Origin of the sequence: Bradyrhizobium sp. Arg237L, from assembly GCF_029990105.1 — a bacterium.
In the GTDB taxonomy this organism is placed as follows: Bacteria; Pseudomonadota; Alphaproteobacteria; order Rhizobiales; family Xanthobacteraceae; genus Bradyrhizobium.
In genome coordinates this window covers 1-23435 of sequence record NZ_JAQMIL010000056.1, presented here as the reverse complement: position 1 = coordinate 23435, position 23435 = coordinate 1, and the positions used below count along the sequence as shown (strand labels likewise).

General features: G+C 62.1%; 28 protein-coding genes and 1 tRNA gene. 15 read left to right on the top strand and 14 right to left on the bottom strand.

Annotation, left to right across the window (positions count from 1 at the left end):
* Positions 1 to 131 precede the first annotated feature (131 nt).
* From OZ411_RS29100 to OZ411_RS29080, 5 genes are all read right to left on the bottom strand, one after another.
* On the bottom strand, positions 132 to 2372 hold the full coding sequence (locus tag OZ411_RS29100) for a xanthine dehydrogenase family protein molybdopterin-binding subunit (RefSeq protein WP_282530722.1): 2241 nt from the start codon (positions 2370 to 2372) through the stop codon (positions 132 to 134).
* Positions 2369 to 3385, bottom strand: a complete 1017-nt coding sequence (locus OZ411_RS29095) for a xanthine dehydrogenase family protein subunit M (RefSeq protein WP_282530721.1) — start codon at positions 3383 to 3385, stop codon at positions 2369 to 2371. Before OZ411_RS29095 ends, OZ411_RS29100 begins: the two co-directional genes overlap by 4 nt.
* Positions 3382 to 3897 carry a (2Fe-2S)-binding protein gene (locus OZ411_RS29090; protein ID WP_282530720.1) on the bottom strand — a complete coding sequence of 172 codons (516 nt, stop codon included), beginning with the start codon at positions 3895 to 3897 and terminating at the stop codon, positions 3382 to 3384. The genes OZ411_RS29095 and OZ411_RS29090 overlap by 4 nt, the downstream gene beginning before the upstream one ends.
* Positions 3898 to 4380: 483 nt before the next feature.
* Complete coding sequence (locus OZ411_RS29085; protein ID WP_282530719.1) at positions 4381 to 4818, bottom strand: DsrE family protein; 438 nt, start codon at positions 4816 to 4818, stop codon at positions 4381 to 4383.
* A gap of 28 nt (positions 4819 to 4846) precedes the next feature.
* Positions 4847 to 5818 (bottom strand): MBL fold metallo-hydrolase, encoded by a 972-nt coding sequence (locus OZ411_RS29080; protein ID WP_282530718.1) that lies wholly within the window; start codon positions 5816 to 5818, stop codon positions 4847 to 4849.
* A 169-nt stretch (positions 5819 to 5987) separates the two neighbouring features.
* Between OZ411_RS29080 and OZ411_RS29075 the strand changes: the two genes are divergently transcribed.
* Entirely contained in the window at positions 5988 to 6917 is a 930-nt protein-coding gene (locus OZ411_RS29075; protein WP_282530717.1) for an AraC family transcriptional regulator, read from the top strand.
* Between the two features lie 394 nt (positions 6918 to 7311).
* Here OZ411_RS29075 and rpsU read toward each other — a convergent pair whose 3' ends face one another.
* Positions 7312 to 7650, bottom strand: coding sequence for a 30S ribosomal protein S21 (gene rpsU, locus OZ411_RS29070; RefSeq protein ID WP_130581715.1), 339 nt, complete (start codon positions 7648 to 7650; stop codon positions 7312 to 7314).
* A gap of 498 nt (positions 7651 to 8148) precedes the next feature.
* Between rpsU and OZ411_RS29065 the strand changes: the two genes are divergently transcribed.
* The 6 genes from OZ411_RS29065 (at position 8149) to OZ411_RS29040 (ending at position 11214) form a co-directional block, all read left to right on the top strand.
* Positions 8149 to 8358, top strand: a complete 210-nt coding sequence (locus tag OZ411_RS29065; RefSeq protein ID WP_130581712.1) for a cold-shock protein — start codon at positions 8149 to 8151, stop codon at positions 8356 to 8358.
* A 98-nt stretch (positions 8359 to 8456) separates the two neighbouring features.
* Positions 8457 to 8699: a transcriptional regulator gene (locus OZ411_RS29060; RefSeq protein ID WP_282530716.1), complete on the top strand. Its 243-nt coding sequence runs from the start codon at positions 8457 to 8459 to the stop codon at positions 8697 to 8699.
* A gap of 195 nt (positions 8700 to 8894) precedes the next feature.
* Positions 8895 to 9113 carry a hypothetical protein gene (locus tag OZ411_RS29055; protein ID WP_130581363.1) on the top strand — a complete coding sequence of 73 codons (219 nt, stop codon included), beginning with the start codon at positions 8895 to 8897 and terminating at the stop codon, positions 9111 to 9113.
* Positions 9114 to 9400: 287 nt separating this feature from the next.
* On the top strand, positions 9401 to 9571 hold the full coding sequence (locus tag OZ411_RS29050) for a hypothetical protein (RefSeq protein ID WP_282530715.1): 171 nt from the start codon (positions 9401 to 9403) through the stop codon (positions 9569 to 9571).
* A gap of 142 nt (positions 9572 to 9713) precedes the next feature.
* Positions 9714 to 9911: a TenA/THI-4 family protein gene (locus tag OZ411_RS29045; RefSeq protein ID WP_130581364.1), complete on the top strand. Its 198-nt coding sequence runs from the start codon at positions 9714 to 9716 to the stop codon at positions 9909 to 9911.
* Between the two features lie 313 nt (positions 9912 to 10224).
* Complete coding sequence (locus tag OZ411_RS29040) at positions 10225 to 11214, top strand: alpha/beta fold hydrolase (protein WP_282530714.1); 990 nt, start codon at positions 10225 to 10227, stop codon at positions 11212 to 11214.
* Between the two features lie 37 nt (positions 11215 to 11251).
* Here OZ411_RS29040 and OZ411_RS29035 read toward each other — a convergent pair whose 3' ends face one another.
* The 3 genes from OZ411_RS29035 to OZ411_RS29025 form a co-directional block, all read right to left on the bottom strand.
* Positions 11252 to 13057 carry a glycosyltransferase gene (locus OZ411_RS29035; protein ID WP_282530713.1) on the bottom strand — a complete coding sequence of 602 codons (1806 nt, stop codon included), beginning with the start codon at positions 13055 to 13057 and terminating at the stop codon, positions 11252 to 11254.
* Positions 13054 to 14931 carry a sugar nucleotide-binding protein gene (locus OZ411_RS29030; RefSeq protein WP_282530712.1) on the bottom strand — a complete coding sequence of 626 codons (1878 nt, stop codon included), beginning with the start codon at positions 14929 to 14931 and terminating at the stop codon, positions 13054 to 13056. The genes OZ411_RS29035 and OZ411_RS29030 overlap by 4 nt, the downstream gene beginning before the upstream one ends.
* 190 nt (positions 14932 to 15121) lie before the next feature.
* Positions 15122 to 16078, bottom strand: a complete 957-nt coding sequence (locus OZ411_RS29025; protein WP_282530711.1) for an MBL fold metallo-hydrolase — start codon at positions 16076 to 16078, stop codon at positions 15122 to 15124.
* Positions 16079 to 16358: 280 nt separating this feature from the next.
* On the opposite strand from OZ411_RS29025, the gene OZ411_RS29020 reads away from it, so the two are divergent.
* The 4 genes from OZ411_RS29020 to OZ411_RS29005 all read left to right on the top strand — a co-directional run bounded on the left by OZ411_RS29020 (position 16359) and on the right by OZ411_RS29005 (position 18334).
* The gene (locus tag OZ411_RS29020; protein ID WP_282530710.1) at positions 16359 to 16646 is read left to right on the top strand and encodes a type II toxin-antitoxin system ParD family antitoxin; all 288 of its coding nucleotides are present in this window, start codon (positions 16359 to 16361) and stop codon (positions 16644 to 16646) included.
* 7 nt (positions 16647 to 16653) lie between these two features.
* Positions 16654 to 17004, top strand: a complete 351-nt coding sequence (locus OZ411_RS29015) for a type II toxin-antitoxin system RelE/ParE family toxin (RefSeq protein WP_282530709.1) — start codon at positions 16654 to 16656, stop codon at positions 17002 to 17004.
* A 260-nt stretch (positions 17005 to 17264) separates the two neighbouring features.
* Positions 17265 to 17843, top strand: coding sequence for an Ada metal-binding domain-containing protein (locus tag OZ411_RS29010; protein WP_130581351.1), 579 nt, complete (start codon positions 17265 to 17267; stop codon positions 17841 to 17843).
* 20 nt (positions 17844 to 17863) lie between these two features.
* Positions 17864 to 18334, top strand: coding sequence for a PaaI family thioesterase (locus OZ411_RS29005; RefSeq protein ID WP_282530708.1), 471 nt, complete (start codon positions 17864 to 17866; stop codon positions 18332 to 18334).
* A 186-nt stretch (positions 18335 to 18520) separates the two neighbouring features.
* Here OZ411_RS29005 and OZ411_RS29000 read toward each other — a convergent pair whose 3' ends face one another.
* On the bottom strand, positions 18521 to 18784 hold the full coding sequence (locus OZ411_RS29000; RefSeq protein WP_282530707.1) for a hypothetical protein: 264 nt from the start codon (positions 18782 to 18784) through the stop codon (positions 18521 to 18523).
* A gap of 299 nt (positions 18785 to 19083) precedes the next feature.
* Positions 19084 to 19347 (bottom strand): hypothetical protein, encoded by a 264-nt coding sequence (locus tag OZ411_RS28995; RefSeq protein WP_130581354.1) that lies wholly within the window; start codon positions 19345 to 19347, stop codon positions 19084 to 19086.
* A 457-nt stretch (positions 19348 to 19804) separates the two neighbouring features.
* On the opposite strand from OZ411_RS28995, the gene OZ411_RS28990 reads away from it, so the two are divergent.
* Together OZ411_RS28990 and OZ411_RS28985 are read left to right on the top strand one after the other, a co-directional pair.
* On the top strand, positions 19805 to 20275 hold the full coding sequence (locus tag OZ411_RS28990; RefSeq protein WP_282530706.1) for an isoprenylcysteine carboxylmethyltransferase family protein: 471 nt from the start codon (positions 19805 to 19807) through the stop codon (positions 20273 to 20275).
* 140 nt (positions 20276 to 20415) lie between these two features.
* Positions 20416 to 20700 (top strand): GYD domain-containing protein, encoded by a 285-nt coding sequence (locus OZ411_RS28985; protein WP_130581356.1) that lies wholly within the window; start codon positions 20416 to 20418, stop codon positions 20698 to 20700.
* Positions 20701 to 20838: 138 nt separating this feature from the next.
* Here the strand turns inward: OZ411_RS28985 and OZ411_RS28980 are convergent, their stop codons facing one another.
* From OZ411_RS28980 to OZ411_RS28970, 3 genes are all read right to left on the bottom strand, one after another.
* Positions 20839 to 21657, bottom strand: coding sequence for a pentapeptide repeat-containing protein (locus tag OZ411_RS28980; protein ID WP_130581357.1), 819 nt, complete (start codon positions 21655 to 21657; stop codon positions 20839 to 20841).
* A 283-nt stretch (positions 21658 to 21940) separates the two neighbouring features.
* A tRNA-Arg gene (locus OZ411_RS28975) sits at positions 21941 to 22017 on the bottom strand.
* A gap of 222 nt (positions 22018 to 22239) precedes the next feature.
* Positions 22240 to 22509 carry a hypothetical protein gene (locus OZ411_RS28970; protein WP_282530705.1) on the bottom strand — a complete coding sequence of 90 codons (270 nt, stop codon included), beginning with the start codon at positions 22507 to 22509 and terminating at the stop codon, positions 22240 to 22242.
* Positions 22510 to 22732: 223 nt separating this feature from the next.
* Between OZ411_RS28970 and OZ411_RS28965 the strand changes: the two genes are divergently transcribed.
* A complete protein-coding gene (locus OZ411_RS28965; protein ID WP_282530704.1) occupies positions 22733 to 23176 on the top strand; it encodes a hypothetical protein in 444 nt (147 codons plus the stop codon).
* Positions 23177 to 23188: 12 nt separating this feature from the next.
* Positions 23189 to 23435, top strand: a 247-nt coding sequence (locus OZ411_RS28960) for a hypothetical protein (RefSeq protein WP_282530703.1), incomplete at its 3' end; no start/stop codon positions are given.

Below are 23435 nucleotides of genomic sequence, written 5' to 3'. Positions count from 1 at the left end.
GCGCCCGTCCAAGCGGTCGCAACGCCGCTCTGACAGGCCGTGTTTTCTTTACGGATTTTCCGGTTCCTGTCCAGCGGGACGGCGCCTCCCGGGCGGCCCGTCCGGACCGCCAGCGGGCCCAAAGTGGCGGCCTAAGCCGCCTGCCGGCCCGCCAGCACCTTGTCGAGGGTGATCGGCAGGTCGCGCACCCGCACGCCGGTCGCGTGGTAGACGGCATTGGCGACCGCCGCGGCGACCCCGACGATGCCGATCTCGCCGAGCCCTTTGATCCCGAGCGGGTTGATCAGGCTATCCGGCTCCTCGACGAAGATCACCTCGATGTCGTGGATGTCGGCGTTAATGGGCACATGGTACTCGGCGATGTCATGGTTGACGATCCGGCCCAGGCCGTGGTCGTAGATCGTCTCCTCATGCAGCGCCATGCCGATGCCGCCGACGACGGCGCCCATCACCTGGCTGCGTCCCGTCTTCGGGTTCAGCACGCGGCCAGCCGCGACCGCGCTGACGACGCGGGTGACCCTGATGACGCCGAGTTCCTCGTCGACCTTGACCTCCGCGAACACGGCGGAATGCGTGTTCCTGGCGTGCGCCTTGTCCTCGGCGAACTCGTTGGTCTTTTCCTTCTCGATCCGCTCCAGCGCGCCATGCCGCATGATGTCGGAGATCGACACCCCGCGCTCGGTCTGCGTCCGGCTGACGAGCTTGCCGTCGGCAAGGCTGACGTCCTCCTCGACCGCGTCGGCGAGCGGCGAGCCCTTCATCAGCTTTGCCAACCGCAACAGCTCCTTGCGAACCTCGCTCGCGGTCGCGATCACGGCGTGGCAGGCGGAGGCTGCCATCCATGACCCGCCCTCGACCGGCGCTCTCGGCAGCGTGGAATCGGCAAGGTGGACCGTGACGTTCTCGATCGGAATCCCGAGGCTGTCGGCCGCGACCTGGGCCATGATCGTATAGGTGCCGGTGCCGATATCTGAAGCCGCGCAGGAGACCTCGGCGTGGCCGTTGGCGGTCATCACGATCCGCACCGCGGTCGGCATCTGCAGCGCCTCCCAGACGCCGGAGGCCATGCCCCAGCCCACGAGGCTCTTGCCGTCGCGCATCGAGCGCGGCTCCGCCTTGCGCTTGTCCCAGCCAAAGGCCGCGGCACCCTCGCGATAGCATTCGCGCAGGCGCTTGCTGGTGTAGGGCAGGTCCTCGTTCTGGTCGCGGTCCGAATAGCAGCGCAGCCGCAACTCCACCGGATCCATCTTCAGCGCGACCGCGAGCTCGTCCATCGCGCTCTCCAGCGCGTAGACGCCGGTCGCAGCGCCCGGCGCACGCATGTCGCAGGAGGTCGGCACATCCAGCGGTGCCACGCGGTGTTCATATCGGGCATTCGGCGAGGCGTAGAGCAGGGCCGACCAGCCGGTGTCGTTGCGCGAGAATTCCTCGAACTGCGAGGTCACGCCAACAGCTTCATGCGAGATCGTATCGAGCGTGCCGTCGCGCCGCGCGCCAAGCGCAAGCCGCTCGATGGTGGCCGGACGATAACCCAGCCCATACATCTGCTGGCGCGTCAGCACCAGCCGCACCGAGCGCTGAAGCTTCAGCGCGGCCATCACCGCCAGCACGACGTGGTATTGCGGCCGCAAGCCGGCGCCGAAGGCACCGCCGACATAGGGCGAGAGCACCCGGATCTCTTCCGGCTTCTTCTCGAACACGCTGCAGAGATACTGCTGCACGTTCTGCACGCCTTGGGTCTTATCGTAGACCGTCAGCGGGCCGCCGGCTTCCCACATTGCGGTGGTCGCAAACAATTCCATCGGGTTGTGATGCTCGGTCGGGATGAAATAATCGGCCTCGTGCCGCACCTCGGCCGCCGCGAATGCCTTTGCGGCATCGCCACGCGGCCTGTCGGGCTTCTCGACGACGATGGCATCATCGCGGTTGCGATGGACGTCGGTGACGAATGGCTGCTTCTCGTAGTCGACGCGGACGAGCGAGGCCGCATAACGTGCGATTTCCCATTCTTCCGCGACCACCAGCGCGATCGGCTGCTGGTTGAACTTGATCGCGTCGTCATAGAGCGGGCGGAACGGCGAACCTTCCTCCGGGGCCACGTCGTCCTTCCAGGCCTGATCGGTGTCGGCGACCCGCGGCCTGTTCTCATGGGTGATGACATCGATCACACCCAGCACGCGCCGCGCCTGGCTGGCGTCGATCCGCGCGATCCGGCCTCTGGCGATGGTTGATTCCACGACCGCGCTATAGGCGAGGCCGCCCGTGTTGAAATCGCCGGCATATTTGGCGGCACCCGTGACCTTGGCGCGGCCATCGACGCGCGAGGTGGGGGTGCCGGTATAGGTTTTCGCGGTATTGTTGAGCATGCTCATTGGATCGTCTTGTTCGATTGCGATTGCGGCGTGCCGTGCGCGGCCTGCGACAGCGTGCGGATGATCGCCCGCCGTGCGAGATCGACCTTGAAGCCGTTATGTGCCTGCGGCCTGGCGTCGCGAAGCAGCAGGTCAGCCGCGCCGGCAAAGCTCGCTTCGTCAGCGGGCCGCCCGCGCAGCGCTGCCTCGGCCGCCGGATTGCGCCACGGCTTGTGGGCGACACCGCCGAGCGCGAGCCGCGCCTCCTGGATCATGCCGTCCTTGAGCTCGAGCGCGGCCGCGACCGAGATCAGCGCAAACGCGTAGGACATCCGGTCGCGGATCTTCAGGTAGGAGTGGTTTGATGCGAAGCCCTTTGCCGGCACCTCGATCGCGGTGATGATCTCGTCCGGTCCGAGATTGGTGTCGATATGCGGGCTATCGCCGGGCAGGCGGTGGAAGTCCGCGAATGGATTCGTGCGCGCGCCCTTCAGTCCCGTCACGTGCACGGTGGCATCGAGTGCGACAAGTGCCACGCACATGTCGGACGGATGCGTCGCGATGCACGACGTACTGGCGCCGAGAATCGCGTGGCCGCGGTTGACGCCACTGATGGCCGAACAGCCCGACCCCGGCTCTCGCTTGTTGCAGGGCGTCGCAGCGTCATAGAAATAGGCGCATCGCGTCCGCTGCATCAGATTGCCGCCGGTGGAAGCCATGTTGCGCAATTGCTGCGAAGCGCCGGCAAGAATCGCGCTTGCCAGCAGCGGATAGCGCTTTTCGATCAGCGGATGCCAGGCAAGGTCGGCGTTCGGCACCAGCGCGCCGATCCGCAAGCCTCCCGAGGCGGTCTCTTCGACCGAGGTCAGCGGCAGGCGGGAGATGTCGATCAGCGTCGTCGGCCGCTCGACATTGTCCTTCATGAGATCGAGCAGGTTGGTGCCGCCGGCGATGAACTTTGCGCCGCTAGTGGCGGCGATCAGCCGCACCGCGTCGGCGATATTATTCGCTCTTGTATACTGGAACGGGATCATGACTTGGTTCCCATCGCCTGCTGGATCGCGGCGACGATGTTGGGATAGGCGCCGCAGCGGCAGATGTTGCCGCTCATGAATTCCCTGATCTCGTCAGCACTCTTGGCCCGTCCCTCGGCGATCAGGCCGACGCCGGAGCAGATCTGCCCGGGTGTGCAATAGCCGCACTGGAAGGCGTCATGGTCGATAAAGGCCTGCTGCAGCGGGTCCAGCGCGCCATTGGCGGCCAGTCCCTCGATGGTGGTCACGTGCGCGCCGTCCCGCATCACTGCAAGCGTCAGGCACGAATTGATGCGGCGACCGTCGACCAGCACGGTGCAGGCGCCGCATTGGCCGTGGTCGCATCCCTTCTTGGTACCGGTGAGATCGAGATGATCCCTGAGCGCATCCAGAAGCGAAACCCAGGGCAGGACCGAAAAGCGCCTCTCTGTCCCGTTGACAGTCAATGTCACCGACACCTTTTCCGGCAGCGGTTGAGGCTTGGCGCCCGATTGTGCGGCTCCATCTTGCATCGTCAGCGACTCCGTCTTGCAGGTGGCTGCCATCCGCCATTACAGCGGAGAATACCGGTCGTTTAGATTGGTTCCAAAGCGAGCGGCAGCATGTCGAAGCGGCTGTTCCGGTTCTTTCCAAATCGCACGCCGGATTTCATGAGTGCATTTGCCACGACGCCGCAGGGGCATCTCGCTGCCAATTCGTAGCCTTGCGCTTGCTATGAATGTATTCCGTGAAGTCGCCGCTCTTTGCGTGACGGCCTGTTCGAGAGTGTCCCGGTTCACATTGAGACAACGCGGGTCAATCGTTGCTTCTGTGCGACCCCATGTCAGCATCGAGGCCGGCAACAATCAGGACGCCAGCGCTGGCGGCTGCCGCCATGAGAATCAGGATGATGCTGAGTGCATAAATCACGATCGGCGACCTCGACGGACTGATTATCCGATACAATCAGCAAGAGCAGCCATCGTTCCGCGGCGCGTTGCGGGGAGTATCGGGCATCACTCCGTGATCTTGATGAAACCCTCCTGGACGAGCTGCACCGTGCGCGCCATGGCATCGGTGTTGACCGGGATTCCGGGGAGCAGGTCGGTGTTTCCCCAGTGGTGGGCCTTTGCAGTCGCGCCACACAGTTCCACGCGGACGCCGCGTTTCATGAGATCTTCCAGCAGATCCTTGTAGGGGTTGCCGGTCGAGATGTTCCGGTCGGCGTTGTAGGCCGCATCGTGCAACGTCAAATGGCCCGCGTTGGTATGAAAGACCGCAACCACGTCGCTCTCCGCGTTCCAGTCGGCGGCATCGTTCGTGATGAGCTGAAGATGAAAGATGGACGCTGGCAGGTCGCCCTCGAACCCCAGGGCGCCGATGCTGAAGACCACCTTCAGCCGCGACAGCTTGACGGGGATGTCGATATGCAGCGCTTCGTCCAGGGCAGACATTCTCAATGCTCCTGCGACAGCCGCGCGCTCACGCGCCCTCGTAGACCAGCTTGGTGAAGAAGTCGGGAGTTATGACGAACTGGCCCCATTTCTCGTCGAAGGCGGCCGTTGGCTTCGCGGCGATCGTCTCCTCGAGCGTGCGCCCCTGCTGCTTGAGCTTGGCGACGTTGTCGTGGATGGCGACGAGCATGTCGCGGTAGGCCTTGAGCTCCGCTCTGTTGCTGACGGGACGGCCATGGCCAGGGATCACGATGGTCTTGTCGGTCGTGGCGGCAAGATTGGCTTCGGCGGCCGCGATCGATCCCTTGATGTTTCCGCCGGTCGAGTAGTCGATGAACGGATAGATCCCGTTCCAGAAGGTGTCCCCGGTGTGAAGGATGTCGGCTTCGGAGAACGTCACCGAGATATCGCTGTCGGTGTGGGCGGGGCCGTAGTGCTTCAGCGCCAGCGTCTGACCGTTGAACTTGAGCATCTTCTCCGAGGCGAAGACCTCGGTCGGAACGGCCGCAAGAGGCGAGGTGGGGAAGTTGAAATCCCAGTCCTCGACCCGCTGCGCCGAGAGCAGATGCTTGTGCGTATTCTCATGCGCGAGGATGGCCGCGCCCTCGGCGTTCAGCCACTCGTTGCCGTCGGCGTGATCGAAGTGCCAATGTGTGTTGATCAACTGCCGGATCGGCTCGTTGCCGAGCCGGCTCGCCGCCTCGAGAATGCGCGGACGCGACGCCGTGATCCCGGCGTCGATGAAGACCTTGCCGTCTTGTCCCGTGAGGACCGCGATATTGCCGCCGGACCCTTCGAAGATGCTGACGTTGCCGCGCAATTTATGGACGGTGATGGGGGTCTTGGCGGCGGAATCCCGGATCAGGTCGACGATGTTGCGGGAGGCTGCATAGGCCTCGCGCGGACTGAGCCAGCCGCTCGTCGCCGCAACCGTGGTCGCGGCCACGCAGCACAGGCAGAAGCCGCGCCGCGACATCATGTGTTGGGGCAGGGTGGACATGAATGCTCTCCGGTCTCGGGAAATCTCGGACGGCTTGGCCCCAGAAGCGGGCAGCGTTGTTTCGTGCGGTCTGGGAAGAACTTAAGCAGAAGCCGGTGGAATATTGGATGTCCGCGCGGCGCATTCGCATGGCCGCCCGGATCAACATCTGGCAGCGATGCAAGCGACCATGACAAGAAACGAAAGCGATGATCCGTTAAGCAGCCTGGCGCCATTTTTGCGCGTCAAACCCGATTTACAGGATTTCTGCAGGTTCGGCGGCACCTGGGTCTCGCCGCACGAGCCGTCCGGCGGGGCGCAGTTTCATATCGTGACCCGCGGCCATTGCGTGTTCGAGATAAACGGTCACGGTCCGGTGAAGCTTGGCGCCGGCGATACATTGCTGCTCCCGCACGGCGACGCCCATGTGGTCCGCTCGGTTTCGACCGATGGCGCCATCCGCAGGATCGTGACGGAATTCCGCAATGCAATTCGCACGAAGTCGACCCCGGGCATCGCCTACGACACCGAGCTCGTTTGCGGCGTATTGCGGGGTGAAGCTGCGTCCGAGCAAGCCCTTATCGCCGCGCTTCCGAACTTTGTCGTGCTGCGCTCGACCAGGCTTCCGCTGGCCGAGCGATTACACACGCTCGCGATCTGCATCAGCGACGAATTGGATTCGAACGAGACCGGCAGTACGATTATCGCGACCAATCTGGCAACGGCACTCTTCGTGATGATGCTGCGCGAACGTCTCAAGGAGGTGCCGCCGGCTAGCGGTCTTCTCGCCCTTCTGACCCATCGCTCGACGTCGCATGCGGTGCTTGCGATGCTGCGCGAGCCCGCCCGCGACTGGACCCTCGACCTCCTGGCGAAGGCGTCCGCGGCATCCCGGGCAACGCTCGTCAGGTCATTCCGCAAGCTGGCCGGACTGGCGCCGCTCGCCTTCCTGACCGAGCTGCGTCTCGGCTTCGCGCGACAGCGGCTCATGACCACGAACGACCCCATCTGCGTGATTGCCGCCGATGTCGGCTACCAGTCGGAGGGGGCGCTAAGCAGAGCCTTGCTCCGGCGCTATGGCGTCAGGCCCAGTAAACTGCGGCTTGGCAAATCCGGTTGAACGCTGCATTCCTGTCGCCGGGGCGCTGAAACGAAAGGGCCGCTGATTTCTCAGCGGCCCTTGCCGGTTAATAAATCTGTTCGGAATGAAATTGGCCCCGGCGAAAGCAACCTTAGCGGTATCGTGGTCCTATTTGGATTCCGGGGAATCACGGTGGCCCCACGGTGAACACCTTCCGTCAGGGTGCTCCCCGCTGTGAGCACCCCCGGAACCCGATCGAACGCGACTGCGCCAGGACTGCCACCAGCTCGCATTGAGGATCGCAACGCGTGAAGGTTTGCGCTCGCGAGCACCGAGACGAGCCGCTTCGATTACGTTGGCAAACTCAAAGCCTCACGGCTTTGCGGCCAACCCGCCATATCGAACCGGTGTGATAGCTGCGACGTCTCCTGCATCACGTTTCGGTCGCGGTCTTCGTCTGCGCGAACTCCCGGGTGGGATTCGGCTGGTTCTGTCCTGTTCTGGCGATGATGTTGGAACGCAATTCCGGCCCGCGCTTGTTGTCGGTCGGCTTTTTGGCCGGCGCAGCGATCAGTCCGTCTCGAACAGCCTGCTTGCGTGCCTGCTTGCGCAACCGTCGTATGGCTTCTGTCTTCTCTCGCGCAGCCTTGTCCGAGGGCTTTTCGTAGAAGCGACGCCGGCGCATCTCCTTGAAAACACCTTCGCGCTGCATCTTCCGCTTCAGAATTCGAAGCGCCTGATCGACGTTGTTCTCTCGGACGAATACCTGCACGCGCTTTTCTCCTAAGCATTGTCGGCGCAAAACCGTTGAAGCTTCCCGCGATGGGCGCTTCAGAGATTTCGGAGTACTGAAGTTCGGTTGAAAGCGATCCCGGTGGTGAAGAGAAGTTGGGACGCAATTCTGAGCCGCCGCAATCTGTTCGGATGGAGCGCACGGCCTCTCGGCCAACGGCGCGAAGCCGATACAATTGTTTTGACGATGGAGCCTATGGGCGGGAATAGCCAGCTCTTTTTGCAAGGATTTCGATTGAGCAGCCTGTGCTCTTGCTGCATTTGCAGCCGACCTGCTGCATCGAACAGGAGAAGAAGTTCCTTCCGCGACGGCCGATTTTACCTCCGGGACTTGTAATCCAGGGCCGAGGCCTGTAGGTTGCATCGGTTCGATTAGCCGCTGTGCCTTTCTGAATGTGCCCGCGGGCTCTTTCCCAAAGACATCGCCAGTTGAATGGATCGCGTGACGGTCGCGCGAATATGCTTTGGAGATGAAAGAATGCCGACGGGTACTGTGAAGTGGTTCAATGGTCAAAAGGGGTTTGGCTTTATCCAGCCCAACGATGGCGGGAACGATGTGTTCGTTCACATCAGCGCCGTTGAACGGGCGGGTCTTTCCGGCCTTGCCGAAGGCCAGAAGGTGGCCTTTGAAATCAAGACTGACAAAGTGCGGGGCAAGGTAAGCGCAGAGAATCTGTCGCTGGCCTGAACCGTTCGCGCCATTTCACGGATGTACTGAAATGGCAGTATTGCCCGCTCGATCCCGGGATTGAGCGGGCTTTGTGTTGTTCGGATTGGGAAGACAAGATGGCTGTCCAGAAACCCGCTGAAGCATCCCCGGAAAGCATCGCGCGCGCTAACCGGCAACGTCTCGCGATGGAAGAAGGTGCGCGAGCGATGGCAGACGTCCAGCAACAGGCCATTGCGGTGCGTAAGAACATGGAACGTCTTCGCGCCTTGAGGGAGGCCAGGGAGGCCGAGGAGGCGACAACTCAAGCGGCTTGTCCGGACATCTCGAACAGGAAGCGCAAGAAGGTGCTCTCGAAATAGCGCACACGTTCGGCTCTGGCTTTGAACCGGCCTTCGTAGGGGGCCGATAATCAAACGCTGGGTTGGCACTTGATCCGTGTTCCAGGTTTCCATGGTCGCCGGTATCAAGCCATTGACTTCCGGCGCTCAGCGGCGCAGTGCGGAAACCATCTGACGCTCATTTCCTATGGAGTAGGCGGACACATGGCGAAGAGCATGGGGACTGTATCCACCATCGAGTCAGGGCAAACCATTACATTCTCACTGGCGGTCGGGCCGGTCAGGCAAGCATGCCGACTTCAGACGACTTTTCGGACCCAGAACCAAGCTTTCAGCTACTTGCACAGACATCGAACCGAGTTCGAGCATATCGCTCGCGCGAGACTTGCTCGCGGCGAGCTCGAAGATGGTGTGGTCCAGCTCGTGATGCTTTAGGCAGATTGCTGTGATGGGAGCTTCGCTCGCCGGAGCGGAGCAGGGCCGACGATCTTCTTGCCTGAACAGTTGGTTGGCGATTCGCCGGGAGCGGCGGTCTATCACCGGCGCTGCGCGTGTGATATGCTCGTTGGAGCTGGCGCAGAAAAACAACATCTAAAAACAACAAAAGACAACATTGTGTCCCAGCGTATGGGCGTTGTCTCGGAGCCGGCGGTGAATCGATCGTAATGCGGCCTTCGTCTAGCCTTCGGCCATAACGGAACTGCCTGACGAAGGAAAGTGCCTTGCGAGCGCGTGCACGCAGGCTCGGATACGCGATCCATAAGTCGCGCTCACGTTCGATCGACGAAGACAACTTCCGCAAATACGCGCTCGTGAAGGAAGACAGCAATTGCGCGGTGCTTGGCGAGCGTTTCGACGCCTCGCTGGAGGATATCGCCGAATACTTGGGCTGACACCTGATCGCCGCCATCAACGAGCTTGTTGTTGGCGCGTGACCGCGACGTGCAATGTGCCGAGGCAAGGACCGGATGAAGTTTGAAGCCCATCGCCGAGGGCGGGCTGAAATTGTACGGAACGCAACGAGGAGCACTGATCATGGCGCAGCTCGATGATTTCAGATTGATCCGGGAGATCGTTGCAGCCGGCCGCCCCAAGCCGGTGATCGAACACCTTGATAAGACCAGGTATCAGCGCCTCGTTGAGTTAGGTTGGCTGAAGGTATTTCCTCAGGACCCCGGTCATGTGCTCTATCAGGTTACCGAACGCGGGAGAGCCGCTGCCGCGCGCTCCTGAAGGCACGCGCTTCCCAAACGGGCGCGCAGTTGCAGGAATCGGTCGAGAGACTGGCGCCCGTCGCGGTCGGCTTTTTCCTCCTGAAGGCTTCACCGGAATGGCCACAAGGGAACTTTGCTTCGCCGGGTTCCGACCTGTTCCGCGCCGTAATCAGTGAATCTACGCCGTTCGGCGGTCCTACGTCCCGGCCTGAAGCTGCCGCCCTTTTCTCGCCGCCATCATCATTCAGGAAATTCATGAGGGGCGGGTCTTACGGAGGCGGCTTCTGAAGTCCCGCGTGATCGTCCGACACTCGCTGCGAAACGAAGTGATGATGTCCCGCCGCGCCCTGCTGGGCGGGCTTGCATCCTCTGCGGGCGCACTCGCGCTCGGCGGATGCGCCAGTCTGGGTGCGACCGGCGCGCGCTACGACGCATCGTCGCTGTCGGTGGACCCCACGCTGCTTGTCGCAACCACGCGCAAGCCCGTAAAAGGCGGGCGCGCGAAGCCTTGGTTCGGGCCGGATCGGGCCTCCGCGATGACCGTCGCACGGGCGAAGCTGGTGCCGCCGGACGAGAGCCGTTTCTCCCTGGCGGCGGCGGGGCTCGGCGGTTGGCGTATTGATCAGGTCGAGCCGGTTTCGGGAGACGTCAGCGATCTTCTCGGGCAGGCCGGCGGCGGCGGATCAGACGTCCTGATCTATGTGCATGGCTTCAAGCAGACGTTCGAGACGGCGGCACTCGATGCCGCCCATCTTTCCGATGGCATCCGGTTCCGCGGCCAGACGATGGTGTTCTCCTGGCCGTCAAAGGCGGGATTGTTCGACTACGCCTACGACCGCGACAGCGCAATGTGGTCCCGTGATGATTTCGAACGCGTGCTTCAGGCCATCGTGACGCCCCCGGGCGTCGGCCGCGTCCACATCGTGGCGCACAGCATGGGAACGATGCTGGCGCTCGAAAGCCTGCGCCAGCTCCATGATCGATATGGTGACACCGTTGACGGCAGGATCGGCGCCGTGGTGTTCGCTTCGCCCGACATCGACATGGACGTGTTCTCGTCGGCGATCAACCGGATCGGGCCGCTCGCCCGCAAGATCACGGTGATCACCGCGACGAACGACCGCGCGCTCGCACTCTCGGGGTCGCTCGCCGGCGGCATGACACGCGTCGGCGCCGCCGAGAAAGCCGTCATCGAGAAGCTCGGCGTGCGCGTGGTCGATGCTTCCGACTCGGGCTGGGGCATCATCAACCACGATCTGTTCCTGTCGAATGCAGAGGTGCGGCGGGTGATCCGCCGCCAGATCGACACCTCGGCGGCGTGAACGCGCCTGTCGCGTAGCTGCAGGGGGAGTCACGCTGCTATCTGAGCGAGTTGTCAGGCTGCGGCCATCCGCGACGCCACAGGTCGCGCTTTCGCCACAGGTCTTGCCACATCTTTGTGCCGGCGAGCCCTGATGTCTCGGCCACGGCGCGCAGTGCTATGCCGCCCAGCAGCAGCCATCGAGCCAAGCTGCTTCCGAGCGGGGACAGGTGCTGGCGGTAGAGGCTCACCTTGCCGCGCAAGATCGCGATCCATCGCTGGGTGTCGCTCGCCGAACTCGCGCCGCCGCGATGGACATAGCGCGCAAAGCCAGTGAAGAGCGTGGTACCTGACAGTCTTTTCGCCCGGATGCACAGGTCAACATCCTCTCCATAGAGGAAGTATTGCTCATCGAACCCGCCCAAGCGGTGCCACAATGCGCGGCTGATCAAGAGCATCGCTCCCGTGAGCGCTGGGACTGCCCGGATGCCGGTCCGGCCCCAGCCGCCGAGCGCATCGGGATCGAGCCACTTGCCACCGGGCCAGTGCCGCAGGCCCAGTGCGAACGCGATCGATTGTCGGAGCGACGGTTCGGCAAGGCAGTTGTGGGGGTCGACGCTACCGTCGTGCCGCATCATCCGTCCGCCGACGATCGCCTCCGCCTCGCTCACCAGCGAGGCCGCGATCAACTGATCGATCGCATCGGATGCCAGTTCGACGTCCGGATTGACGAGCAGAAGATGGTCGACTTCCTCACCGAAATCGACGGCGAGCCGGTTGACTGAAGCGGCGAATCCGCGATTGACGGGGTTCGCTCTGATCTTCGTGCGGCATTCGGCTTGTCGAACAAGATCGGCCGTGCCGTCCACCGACGCGTTGTCCTCGATTCGAATCGAAAGCTCGGACCAGCAAGATTTCAGCGAAGTGAGGCAGGCTCTGATTTCATCAGCGTTGTTATGCGTGACGATGCATATGCCGATGCGTGGTCGGCGTGGTGCGACCGGTGCAATCGGCGGCGGCTTTGGCCCGATCCACGCGGCGGCATCATCGTTCTCGCCTCGGGTAAGCCGTGCCGAGAGCGCCAGCAGTACGAAGCACGCGAGGGCTGGGCCCTCTCGCCAGAGACGCGCGACATCGCCCAATCGGGACCGGAACGACCTCGTGGGCAGGTTGCCTGGCCGAACATCGTGCAGTCCTGCAAGGGTGCGATTGCCATGGTCCCACCGCCGCTTGGCCCGGATTAGATCCCATCTCCGTGGGAGGTTGAACAGGAAGCCGCCCGCGGCAAGGAGTTTTCGTTCGCTTCTCGCGAAGAGCGAGCGCACGAACAGGTCGTCGGCCGCGATCGGGGGAAATGCGCTCCACCTGCGGCGGCCCGCCGGGTTCGTGGCATAGACGCCGGCTCCGACGACGTCGTTCTCCATCCCGGAGAGACGCGGCCACACTGAGGCGAACCCGCGCTCCAGTCGGCCCTCCGGCCGAACCAGCACCATGGGAGGCGCGACGAGAAGCGGCTCATCGGTGGCCAGGCCTGCGACAATCGCGGCCAAGGTGCCAGGGAGAATGATGGTGTCTGCGTCAAGGTAAAGGACCGCCCCGCCACGACGTTCGCGATCACCCCGATTGAGCGCCGCCGTCTTGCCCGGACAGGTGTTCGTTACGACGATCAATGTTTGGCGTTCATCCTCGAACGCCCTCAGCAACAACTCAGCGCTCGCCTGATTTTGGCTGGACGCAGGCCCGTTTGCCACCACGATCACGCGAAGGTCGATATCGTGGCCGTCGCACAGAAGTGCAACAAGGCATCGCTGAAGCAGCCCAGGATCGCCACCTGCGGGGATGACGACATCGAGGGTGTGGTTCACGATCGTCTCGCCGTTCGCGCCCCGACGCTTTCCGTCAGCCAGGTCGCGCCATAGGCTGCCACGAAGACCGCGAAATCGAACCAGGCCGACGGTCGCAGAAGCGGCCTGAGGACGCCCCTGTAGCGCGGAATCGGATCTGGAGGAGCAAGGTGGGTCGCCCGCGCCAATTCGCGATTGCCACGCAGGTAGCGGCGCCGAGCCCGGATCAACTCGCGCCAGCCTTGCGGCGCCACCACATGGTAGCTCTCCGATGCGAGCAGCAGCCGTTCCTTCGGAGCGAACAGCATCCGGACAAACTTGTCGTCCGACGCGAGTTGCGGGAGCGCGCCCCACCGCCGCCGGCCCTCGGCTGACACTGCATAGGCGCCCATGGTGACGGGCGAAGCATCGCAATAGGGTAAAGCGCACCAGTAACGGCAGAACGCGCGCACCACCGGGGAAGGGGAGGGATCGAACCGTGCGCGAGGCGCGGCGAATTGAATGCCTGTGCCCATCGTGAGCGCTGCAAATAAGGCGGAAAGCGCGTACGGGGACAGTCTGGCGTCCTGGTCCAGGTAGAGGCGATGGGTGCCGGCAGCCGCCACCGCCTCGGCCGCGGCTATGGCGGCGCGGCGGGTCGGCGGCGTACGCAGCAATCGCACGTGGAAGTTCCGTGCGCGCAAGCTCGCGACATGCGCGGCCACCGCCGCCTCGCTGTCTTCCCGGCCGTCGTTCAGTGCCAGCAGCACCTCGACGTCGCTCGCTTGCAGTCCGCCATCGTTATCGAAGCGTTGATCGGCAAGCGCAGTCAGGCTCCGGCCTACGGTGTCGGCTCCGTGATACACCGGAATGATCACGGAAAAGCGCGGCACCGCGCCCTGTGCGATGCGCAGAGCAGATCGCAAAGGCGCGGGCTCGAATCCCGGAAGGCGGCGCCTCAGCCGGCTGTTCGACTGGGTGACGTTGCGCGGCCGGATCATGTTCGGACTGAACGAGGCGCGCGAGACCCGCTGGATGTCCGACGCCGAGTTCATCTCCCGGCGCATCATGCAGATGATTTCGTACGGCGTCATCGCAGATGAGCCTGAAATGTGCACGAGCCCGTGATGACGTTGCACTGCCAGCTCTATTGTTGCCAAAGCTGCGTCGGCCAGGCTGATTGGCGATCGCCATTCGTTATCGATCGCGTTGACCGGTTCGTTGCGCTTGAGGCGTGCGGCGATCGTCGTCCATGATGTCTGGCGACAATCGACCGGGAAACCGAACAGCAGCGAGTAGCGGGCGACCAGTCCGCAGCCGTGCTCTATGACGACACGCTCGCCGGCAAGCTTGCTTCTGCCATAGACGTTCGCCGGAAGTGGCACATCGTCTTCATCGTGGAACCCGCCGTTTCCGTCCCACACGAAATCGGACGAGGCATACAGCATCCATCCGTTCGTAGAGGCGGCGTAAGCCGCCATCCTCATCGCGGCGTCAACGTGGAGCGCATGGCAGGAGGCGGGGTCGGACTCGGCGATCAGGGGCGGTACTCCCGCAAGGTGCAGGATGCGCGTCGGGGTCGCGCGTTGCAGCAACTCCATCAAAGCCGCGCCCCTTCTGATATCCACCAATTCGGTGACATGCGCGCCCGGCAGCGGTGAACGGCCAAGCGCATGCACGTAATCGCCAGGGCAGTGACGCGAAAGCGCACTGAGGATATGACCGCCCAACTGCCCCGATGCGCCTGAAATCAGCCAGCGCTGCATCGCATTCTCGGAGATTGTAATATCTGTCAGTAGCCAAATGTCTCGATCAATGGTTGCAATTTTATCGGGTGCCTCCTGAGATATCAAGGAGAATTCGGCTGGCTGCGACGGCTTGCGAGCTGCCGTGAAGAGCGAAACCTCGGCTTGCAAGCTCGATTTCGCTTTGAGCCAAGTGAGGATTTCACTCCCGACGATGTCGAGAAAGCGGTTCGCATCAGTCCGCCGGGCCACGCTTTCGATGGGCCAGAAAATCGAGTGTTAGCGCGGCGCCGCGTTAGCCGCATCGGCGGGCCCCTGAAATCCGGCCAATCGACAGCGGCCACTTAGCAATCTTCGGCCGTCAGGCCGCTGGCACATATTGATATCCCGTGCCCTTCCGCTCGGCCAAGCCCAGGCCGGGATAGGGCCAGTGGAAGCCCAGCATCTTCATCCTGTCGGTCGCGGCGCGGTCGAGCAGCTTCTTCCGATTGGCGACGGCTGTGCCATTGTCCATGTCGTAGGCGAACTGCCACTCCGGATGAGGAAAATAGACGGCGGGTTCCGTGATCGCGTCGGCCGGAATGAGCAGCCCCTCGCTGCCTGCCAGGACCAAGGAAATATGACCCGGCGTGTGACCCGAACTGTCCAGTACGCTGAGGCCCGTTACGATGTCATCACCGGGCTTGACCATGGTCACGCGATCCTTGACCGCAGCAAGATTGGTTTGCGCACCCGTGACGAAGATATGCATTTGTTCGGGGAGCTTCGTCGTGAGGTGAGGGTCCATCCAGAAATCCCATTCGACTGCCGAGACGTAGTAGGCGGCATTTGGAAAGTTCAGGGCACCGCCCGCGCCAATCGTGCCCCAGATATGGTCGGGATGCGCATGGGTGAATACGACCTTGGTGATGCTCTTCGGATCAATATTGGCAGCTTTGAGGTTGTCGAGCAGTTTTCCGGCGGTCCCCTGGAAGTTCGCACCAGAGCCGGTATCGAGGAGAATGAGGTCGGATCTGGTGCGGATCAGAGCCGGATTTGTTGCCGGCTTCACCTGATCGGGATCCAAACCAGCCTCTTGTAGAAGCCTGTGAACCTCTTCCCGCGGCGCATCAAGCCCATGGATCGTCGCCGGCAGCACGAGATGGCCATCGCTTAAGACCGTGATTTCGAAGTCGCCTTGCCGGAATCGGTAAGGGGTTGTCTGGGCAGGCGACCGCGTCGCCCGGATTCCGGCGCCAGCGAGACACGCGGCGCCGACCACGACTTGCCGACGACTGAGAGCGAAGCGCATTGGCGTTGGCTGATCGTATTCTGACATCTCCAAGCCTTCCTTCCCCGACGCCTGATCCGATCGGAACGCGACTGTCGTCGCCCACGCTCCAAGCCGGCCGGCCTGTTTTCGTTAGAATGGTGGCAGTAAGCTGTATTCTCCAAACCTACAGCACATTGCGCCGATCGCAACCCGTGCCGCCTTCGCGCTTGGTTACGGCAAATCGAAAGCCATAATAGTGCACGCGCCAAAATCGGGGTTGAGGCCATCGAACGCTGATGGCATATTATGCCATACGCCATTTTTTGAACGAGCCGCGACGCCGCCAATGCCAACGAGAAATGTTGTGCTGACCGAGCGCCAGGAAGAACTCATTGACACCCTCGTCAAGTCCGGCCGCTATCAGAACGCCAGCGAAGTGCTGCGTGACGGGTTGCGGCTGGTGGAGCAACGCGAGGCGGAGGACGCGGGCAAGCTGAAGGCCTTACGCGCTGCGGCTCGCCTCGGCGTTGGTGCATTGGACCGAGGCGAATTCAAAGAATTCAGGAATATCGAAGACCTGCAAGCCTATCTGAACGAGCTCTCGGAGAAGGTCATCTCCGGAACAGCCGAATAGGGCCTGTATGGCCGAGCATAGATGGCGCGTCCGTCTCGGCGCTGCTGCCGAACTCGACTTTGCGAACATCCTGAAATGGACCACCGAGAATTTTGGCGCGCGACAATCGCGCGTCTATCGGGACACGCTCGTTCAGGCGATTGGTGACCTTGCTGACGGTCCCGATGTCGCAGGCTCCAAGGCCCGGGACGCGATCATGCCGGGTCTTCGCACGCTCCATGTTGAGCGACGCGGTCGTCGCGGAAGCTACTTCATCATGTACCGGGTAGCGCCAAAGAGCACGATCGAAATCGTGCGCATCCTCCACGACAGGATGGACCTTCAGCATGCTCGATTTGCCCCCGACGAGGACAAATAGAGCGCCACTTCGCATCATGTGGAAAAGCGTACTCCTGCGCACGCCGGTGCTCGCACCAAGCGCAAAACGGCAGGTTCTGGAGTGCCCAGGGGTGTACGAAGTGGCGGGCCGGAGAGATTCGAATGCCCGACCCTCGGAATCGAAATCCGATGCTCTATCAAGCTTAGCTACGAGCGCGTGCCGTCCTGGCGGCGGTCGTTTTCGGACCTGGTCTTCGAGAATGGCTCGCCACCTGCGGCTATGGTCATTATAGCAATCGCATGCTCGATTTCGCCGCACAATATGAAGCATTTCGGCGCCGCGATCCGGCGTGGGACGGGCTGGTGTTCGTGGCGGTCAAGACGACGGGAGTGTATTGCCGGCCCGTCTGCCCGGTGCGAACGCCGCTCTCGCGGAATGTGAGGTTTTATCGCAGCGCCGCTGCCGCGGAACACGCGGGTTTTCGACCCTGCCTCCGCTGCCGTCCGGAGGCCGCTCCTTTCTGCCCGGCCTGGAAGGGGACCAGGACGACTGTCGAACGTGCACTGGCGCTCATCGAAAACGGCGCACTTGATCGGAGCAATATCGAAGCATTGGCCGATCGTCTCGGAGTAGGACCCCGGCACCTGGCGCGGCTGTTTGCCGAGCACCTCGATGCATCGCCTCTGCAAGTCGCGCTTTCGCTTCGTGTTCAACGTGCAAAGCGTCTCCTCGATGAAAGCGATCTTCCAATTCCTCTCATCGCCAAGCGTGCCGGGTTTTCGAGTGCAAGGCGCATGAGCGCATCTTTCAGCCGGATCTATGGCCGGTCACCATCGGCGTTTCGCAAGAAAGCGTCGCCAAGGACGATAACGAGCTGAGCGAGGCGGAGTGAGATACGATGCTGACCAAGACCTTCGGGACGGTGGATGCCGAGACACAGAAGACGATGAGTGGACTGGAGTTTGTGCAGGGCCTTGCCAGCGGCACGATTCCTCTCAACACCTTGGCGCGAACGTTGGGGTACGACGTGGCTGAGGCTACGCGCGGTCGTGTTATCGTGACGCTCATTCCAACCGACGCCCACCTAAATCCAGCCGGCACGGTCCATGGCGGCCTCACGGCGACGCTGCTCGATAGCTGCATGGGGCTCGCCGTCCAATCGACGCTGGACCAGGGCGTGGCTCAGACAACGCTCGAATTCAAGATTTCTCTTGTGCGCCCAATCACGCCGGAAACGGGCCAGATCAGGGCCGAAGGAATGGTTCTGAATTGCGGACGCCGCATCGGCACCGCCGAAGGGCGCGTCACGGACGGCAAGGGCCGATTGCTCGCTCATGGCACGACGACCTGTCTCATTTTTCCGAGTTGAACTATGGATGCCCGCTGTACCCGGATCGTAGAACCGACGTGAGATGGCGAAGTTCTTCGGAGAGAGTTTGCACGCCAACTCAGCAAAGCCGCCAGCGGCGATAACAAAGAGGGCACTGCGACCTGGCGAAGGTGAAGTACGATCGTCAGATTATGGCAATCGCCAAGTAGAGGGAGGCGACTGCATCTACTCGATCCTGTCATCGGTCAGGTGCTTCAGCATCGCCTCACACGCAGTCTCGGCTTCAGCGAAGGTCTTGAACGGCGAACCGCCCACTCTGATCGCCGGCCTGTTCAGATCGATGGGACGCCACGAGGCAACAAAGCCGGGCTCTCCGTGAAGGCCGGGGCCGGTCCGGCTCTCATTACTGATCACGAACGAGAACCCGCGGCTTATCGCGCTCCAAATTTGGAAGTCTTCCGTCGGACCGATGATGCGGCTGAACTGCATGATGCATCCGAAGCCCACACTTCGAAAAGGATATCGCTTCGCCGATCCGGAAACATGCAGCGCTATTGACGTAACGACTGTTTTTCCCCAGCCGTTGGCCAATCAGCTCGCACAGCTCGGCGACATCGCCGGTCGGATAGTACGCGCTGAGGTAATACGTGCTTAAAGTCTTGCCGGAGCGCGGCAAAACCCGGCGCCGTATCCGGCCGGCTTGGCCTTGTCCTGAAAAAGAAACGAGTAGTTGATTTTCTCGATGTGAATGCGGTCCGTCTGTTTCGGCTCGACGGCACGCGCGAGCTTCACGAGCCGGCGAGCGGCTTTCTCCGGATCGGCATAGGGGGGTCTAACGCTGGCTTGGACAAGGCATTGTACTGCTCGTCGGAGCCCAGATCCCCTGTTTGCCTTTTCACGACCTGTTCCAGCTCAAGCGCCTCGATGGCAAGCTCATCCGCCAAACGCTTAAGCAGCTCGCGTTTATTTGGATCCGTCGCCGACATGGCCATGACGGCACAATTGTTGGCATCAGCCCGGAGCTGGTGCAATTTTCCGCTGAGGTCCTTCATGGCTCACGTCCTCGTTGGCCTGTGCGCTACGCGGACATGGGAGTCTAGACAATCGACGCTAAGTCTCTGTTCGGTTGAGCACAGTTCGCTATTATTTTTGCGCGGGGGAGCTGCATAGGGGGGTGCGCCCACAGACCCTGCGGCGCATTAGGATGCATCCAAGCTGAACCCCTGGCCAGCACTTTGCGGAGCTGAGTGATGCGTTTTTGCCCGTCAATTGCACGGGCGGTGCCGAAACGGGCCAAACGAAAAAGATGCAAGGAATACAATATCTTAGGTGGTGCGGCGCGCCACGGCAGACGAGGATGGGCTCTATTGCTTCGCCGTGGCGCTATGATGCGGCGGCCCGCTGCGCGTTCCAACCGGCAAATCTCGGACCGCCTGCGATTTTGCGATACGCTTGCAAATAGTCTTCGGCTGGCCACATCAAAAGGGGTGCAGGTTCACCGGCCCCACTATGACTGACACGGCAGATACTGCGAATGTCATTGTCCGGCCGCCGATCGCGTGGGTGCTAGCGGTGCTTGCCGGTCTCGCGCTCAACTGGCTCATACCCTTGCCGTTCTTGCCGGCCGTGGTTGCTGCAGGCTGGCTCGGCGCGATAGTGTTTGTCGTTGCGGTGGCGCTGGTCGCGTGGGCGATCACTACCATGACCCGGGCCGGCTCGAATGTGCCCACCAACTTGCCGTCCACGACCATCGTGGAGACTGGCCCCTACCGCTTCACGCGCAACCCCATCTATCTCGGCATGGTACTGGGGCTCATCGGCCTGGCCATTGCCTTCAACGACCTCTGGCTGCTGATGACGCTGGTGCCCTTCGCGCTTGTCATCCGCTACGGTGTGATCACCCGCGAGGAAGCCTATCTCGAGCGCAAGTTCGGGAACGCCTATCGCCGCTACCGCGCGCGGGTGCGGCGCTGGCTGTAGGGCTTGTCGGACAAAATGCGGGGCCGGGGAGGCCGTATCTTGCCGTTCCCGCTACGCACAACGACATGGCACGGGTCCCTGGAAGGCGTATAATCGTGGGGTCCTTCGCGCATCATGATCAACGTCACGTGGAGGTGGCCATGAAATATGTGCTGCTTGGTAGTCTGAGCCCGGAGTGGGCGAGCAAGCAATCGGAGCGGATCGGCAAGGCCAAGGCAAAACTCGACAAGCTGGGCATCAAGGTCGAGTCGATCCACTACACGCAGGGCTATTACGATTTCGTCGACATCGTCGATGCCCCGAATGAGGGAGCGATGCTCGCGTTCTCCGTCTGGTACGCCACCCAGGGTCTGGGGCGGATCCAGAGTATGCCGGCCTTCGACGCAAAGAGCTTCGAAACCGCGCTCAAGGATGCGGCGAGCTAACATCTTCATCGGCCGTGGCGCACCCATCGGTCTCGGCTAGCCAGTTGTTTCTTGATCTGAGGGCTGTTGGCATCGCTGCATTGGCGCCGATCGCTTCAGTTGCTGGCTGAAATGCCAGGTTTCGGATCACTGCGATCACTAAGGTAGGCGCCGCGCCAGGTTCAAGTTCCTGGCCTTGTCCAGATTGCGGGCCTTTTCCAGCGCGGCTGCGCTCGGCAAGAGGGCCGACGCGAGGTCAGTCTCGGTGAAATCGGCGCCTGCGAGATTGGTGTTGGACAAGTCGGCTCCCGAAAGGTCGGCACCGCTAAGATTGCAATTCGCCAGATTGGCGTTCTGCAGCTGCGCGAATTCGAGATCGGCGCGCGCGAGATTGGCGCCGTTCAGATCGGCATTCCTGAGATCGGCGGATTTGAGCACGCCACGCATCAAGCCCATCGATTGGTTGCGCATATCAGCGCTCAAATCGGCGCCAGCAAGCTTAGCCCCGATCAAGCTGGCACCAGAAAGATCCGCGGTTATGCGAGCGCTGTTCAAATCGGCGCCGCCAAGCTTGGCGCGCTGCATCTGCGTGCCGAGGAGTGATGCATTTACGAGAGACGCCCCGGTCAAATCCGCGTCGATGAGCCAAGCCTGGTTGAGGATGGCACGATAGAAGCGTGCGCCTTTCAGGCTAGTCCGGTTGAGCTTGACGAGGCGGAGATTGCTGCCGGAGAAGTCGAGCCCCGAGAGATCGAGTTGCGACAGCCGCTTTCCTTGCAAATCCGCAGAGCTCTGGCCCGCGGCGTCTTGAGGCGCCGCCTTGAGAAGCGTCTCGACCTCGGCCCGCGTCATCTCGGATGTCGACATTTCGGGGCTGTTGAGGTCGACGCTGCGCAGCATGTCCTGCGACACGGCGTCGATGGGATCCACCAACAGCGCCGTCATCGACACAAGAGCAAACGCGTGACGAAACAGCATCGCTGTCTCTCCGCTTTCCAGTAACCCGGCATTGTCTCTTGCATTTTTTCGGGTTGGTCGCACCGTCACGTTAGCCGGTCGAGGTGCGCCTCCGGGCGACGCGAGACTATGAAACCGGATTACGGTCCTCGCAATGCCCGTGATCGCCCGGTCCGAGGAAAAGCTGCTCGAGAAGGCGAAGTGCCAGATCGCAGTCTATCGCAGTCCTGGCGATTTGAGCGCGCACCCGGGCCCCGGCATCATAGCGCCACGGCGAAGCAGTAGCGCCTATCTTCATCGGCTGTGGCGCGCTCGGAGAGATTCGAACTCCCGACCCTCGGAATCGAAATCCGATGCTCTATCCAGCTGAGCTACGAGCGCGTGCCTTGGAGCATGATCCGGAAAAGTAGAAACCGGTTTTCCCTCGCGACAAACGCGAAGCGTTTGCACGGAGATCATGCTCAGACAGAGAAGTCAGATCATGCATCCGACTCGGTATGGTCGGATCATGATCCAAGCGTCGATTATCAGGTTTGGGCCGGAACGGCCAGCGCGTAGAGCGGAAAAGGTGCCCTGCGCACGGCGTCCCGCCCGGTGGGGCCTTCAGAAACAGGGATGCCGGCGGCCGTCCTGGCCGATATAGGCGGAGGCGCTCTGGCGGCATTTTACCGCCGTCGGGCCGTCGTAATAGGCGAACGTGCCGGGCGTCGCGCCCGGGCCGTAATTGTGGAGGTAGCTGATCTGATAGGGCAGGTGCCCGGCGTGGTGCCGGTGGTGGTGGTGATGGCGGTAATGGCGGGCGTCGGCCACGCTTGGGGCGGCAGCCATGGCGGCAAGAACCGCTGCGGCGGCGAAAAACTTCAGTCTGGGCATTGTGCGTCTCCAGGGCCAGCCGAGGCGATTCTGGCCGATCCGGCCTTTCATTTAGCGCGGTTTGGCGGGAAAAACTGCGGGAAATCGGCCACATCACGTCAATTTTTGGCCCATTCTGGATGCTTAACGGTTTCCCAACACAGTCCGGCCAGAGTTTTGGGGTCTGGTCCGGGGCCCGCAGCCGGCTTTGTTTGAGGCGACCAAGGCTACTGTTACATTGTTCATGCGCATCACGCTTCTCGCCCTGTTGTTCCTTGCTCTCGCGATGGCGCCGGCGCGTGCCGTCCTGCACATCACGCGCGACCACGGCGGCTATGTCGATGAGTACAAGGCCAAGTACAAGCGCATCCGCGAGCGCGGCGAGCGCGTCATCATCGACGGTATCTGCAATTCCGCCTGCACGCTGGTGTTCGGCATCGTGCCGATGAACAAGATCTGCGTCACGCCCAGGGCAAGCGTCGGTTTCCACCAGGCCTATTACGACAAGGCCTTCACCTTCGGCATCAAGGTCACGAGCCTCGATGGCACCTCCGACCTGATGTCCTATTACCCACAGACGGTGAGGGACTGGATCCGCCGCAACGGTGGGCTGACCACCGAAATGAAGAAGATCAAGAACGGCATCGAACTCTGGAAGATCGTCGATCCCTGCCCGGAAGAGTGGTAGGGCGGGCCGGTTTTGGCCATTCGTGTCGCCGCATTCCTCAGCCGTCATTCCGGGGCGATGCGAAGCATCGAGCCCGGAATCCATCAGGCCACAGGCGCGGGCGGTGAAATGGATTCCGGGGTCACGCTGCGCGTGCCCCGGAATGACGGGGGAGAAAAATTCGCGAGCAATTCCAACGTGATTTGCCTCGTCCAGTCCTCGCGCAAAAAACATTCCGCTTCCGTCGTCGGGCAAATCAGTGATTTAACTCCGCGCGTCT

Excerpts from the sequence above, each read along its gene's own strand:
- OZ411_RS29100 (WP_282530722.1), bottom strand. The coding sequence starts at position 2,372 with ATGAGCATGCTCAACAATACCGCGAAAACCTATACCGGCACCCCCACC.
- OZ411_RS29095 (WP_282530721.1), bottom strand. The coding sequence starts at position 3,385 with ATGATCCCGTTCCAGTATACAAGAGCGAATAATATCGCCGACGCGGTG.
- OZ411_RS29090 (WP_282530720.1), bottom strand. The coding sequence starts at position 3,897 with ATGCAAGATGGAGCCGCACAATCGGGCGCCAAGCCTCAACCGCTGCCG.
- OZ411_RS29085 (WP_282530719.1), bottom strand. The coding sequence starts at position 4,818 with ATGTCTGCCCTGGACGAAGCGCTGCATATCGACATCCCCGTCAAGCTG.
- OZ411_RS29080 (WP_282530718.1), bottom strand. The coding sequence starts at position 5,818 with ATGTCCACCCTGCCCCAACACATGATGTCGCGGCGCGGCTTCTGCCTG.
- OZ411_RS29075 (WP_282530717.1), top strand. The coding sequence starts at position 5,988 with ATGACAAGAAACGAAAGCGATGATCCGTTAAGCAGCCTGGCGCCATTT.
- OZ411_RS29065 (WP_130581712.1), top strand. The coding sequence starts at position 8,149 with ATGCCGACGGGTACTGTGAAGTGGTTCAATGGTCAAAAGGGGTTTGGC.
- OZ411_RS29060 (WP_282530716.1), top strand. The coding sequence starts at position 8,457 with ATGGCTGTCCAGAAACCCGCTGAAGCATCCCCGGAAAGCATCGCGCGC.
- OZ411_RS29055 (WP_130581363.1), top strand. The coding sequence starts at position 8,895 with ATGGGGACTGTATCCACCATCGAGTCAGGGCAAACCATTACATTCTCA.
- OZ411_RS29045 (WP_130581364.1), top strand. The coding sequence starts at position 9,714 with ATGGCGCAGCTCGATGATTTCAGATTGATCCGGGAGATCGTTGCAGCC.
- OZ411_RS29040 (WP_282530714.1), top strand. The coding sequence starts at position 10,225 with ATGTCCCGCCGCGCCCTGCTGGGCGGGCTTGCATCCTCTGCGGGCGCA.
- OZ411_RS29025 (WP_282530711.1), bottom strand. The coding sequence starts at position 16,078 with ATGTCAGAATACGATCAGCCAACGCCAATGCGCTTCGCTCTCAGTCGT.
- OZ411_RS29020 (WP_282530710.1), top strand. The coding sequence starts at position 16,359 with ATGCCAACGAGAAATGTTGTGCTGACCGAGCGCCAGGAAGAACTCATT.
- OZ411_RS29015 (WP_282530709.1), top strand. The coding sequence starts at position 16,654 with ATGGCCGAGCATAGATGGCGCGTCCGTCTCGGCGCTGCTGCCGAACTC.
- OZ411_RS29010 (WP_130581351.1), top strand. The coding sequence starts at position 17,265 with ATGCTCGATTTCGCCGCACAATATGAAGCATTTCGGCGCCGCGATCCG.
- OZ411_RS29005 (WP_282530708.1), top strand. The coding sequence starts at position 17,864 with ATGCTGACCAAGACCTTCGGGACGGTGGATGCCGAGACACAGAAGACG.
- OZ411_RS29000 (WP_282530707.1), bottom strand. The coding sequence starts at position 18,784 with ATGCAGTTCAGCCGCATCATCGGTCCGACGGAAGACTTCCAAATTTGG.
- OZ411_RS28995 (WP_130581354.1), bottom strand. The coding sequence starts at position 19,347 with ATGAAGGACCTCAGCGGAAAATTGCACCAGCTCCGGGCTGATGCCAAC.
- OZ411_RS28990 (WP_282530706.1), top strand. The coding sequence starts at position 19,805 with ATGACTGACACGGCAGATACTGCGAATGTCATTGTCCGGCCGCCGATC.
- OZ411_RS28985 (WP_130581356.1), top strand. The coding sequence starts at position 20,416 with ATGAAATATGTGCTGCTTGGTAGTCTGAGCCCGGAGTGGGCGAGCAAG.
- OZ411_RS28980 (WP_130581357.1), bottom strand. The coding sequence starts at position 21,657 with ATGCTGTTTCGTCACGCGTTTGCTCTTGTGTCGATGACGGCGCTGTTG.
- OZ411_RS28970 (WP_282530705.1), bottom strand. The coding sequence starts at position 22,509 with ATGCCCAGACTGAAGTTTTTCGCCGCCGCAGCGGTTCTTGCCGCCATG.
- OZ411_RS28965 (WP_282530704.1), top strand. The coding sequence starts at position 22,733 with ATGCGCATCACGCTTCTCGCCCTGTTGTTCCTTGCTCTCGCGATGGCG.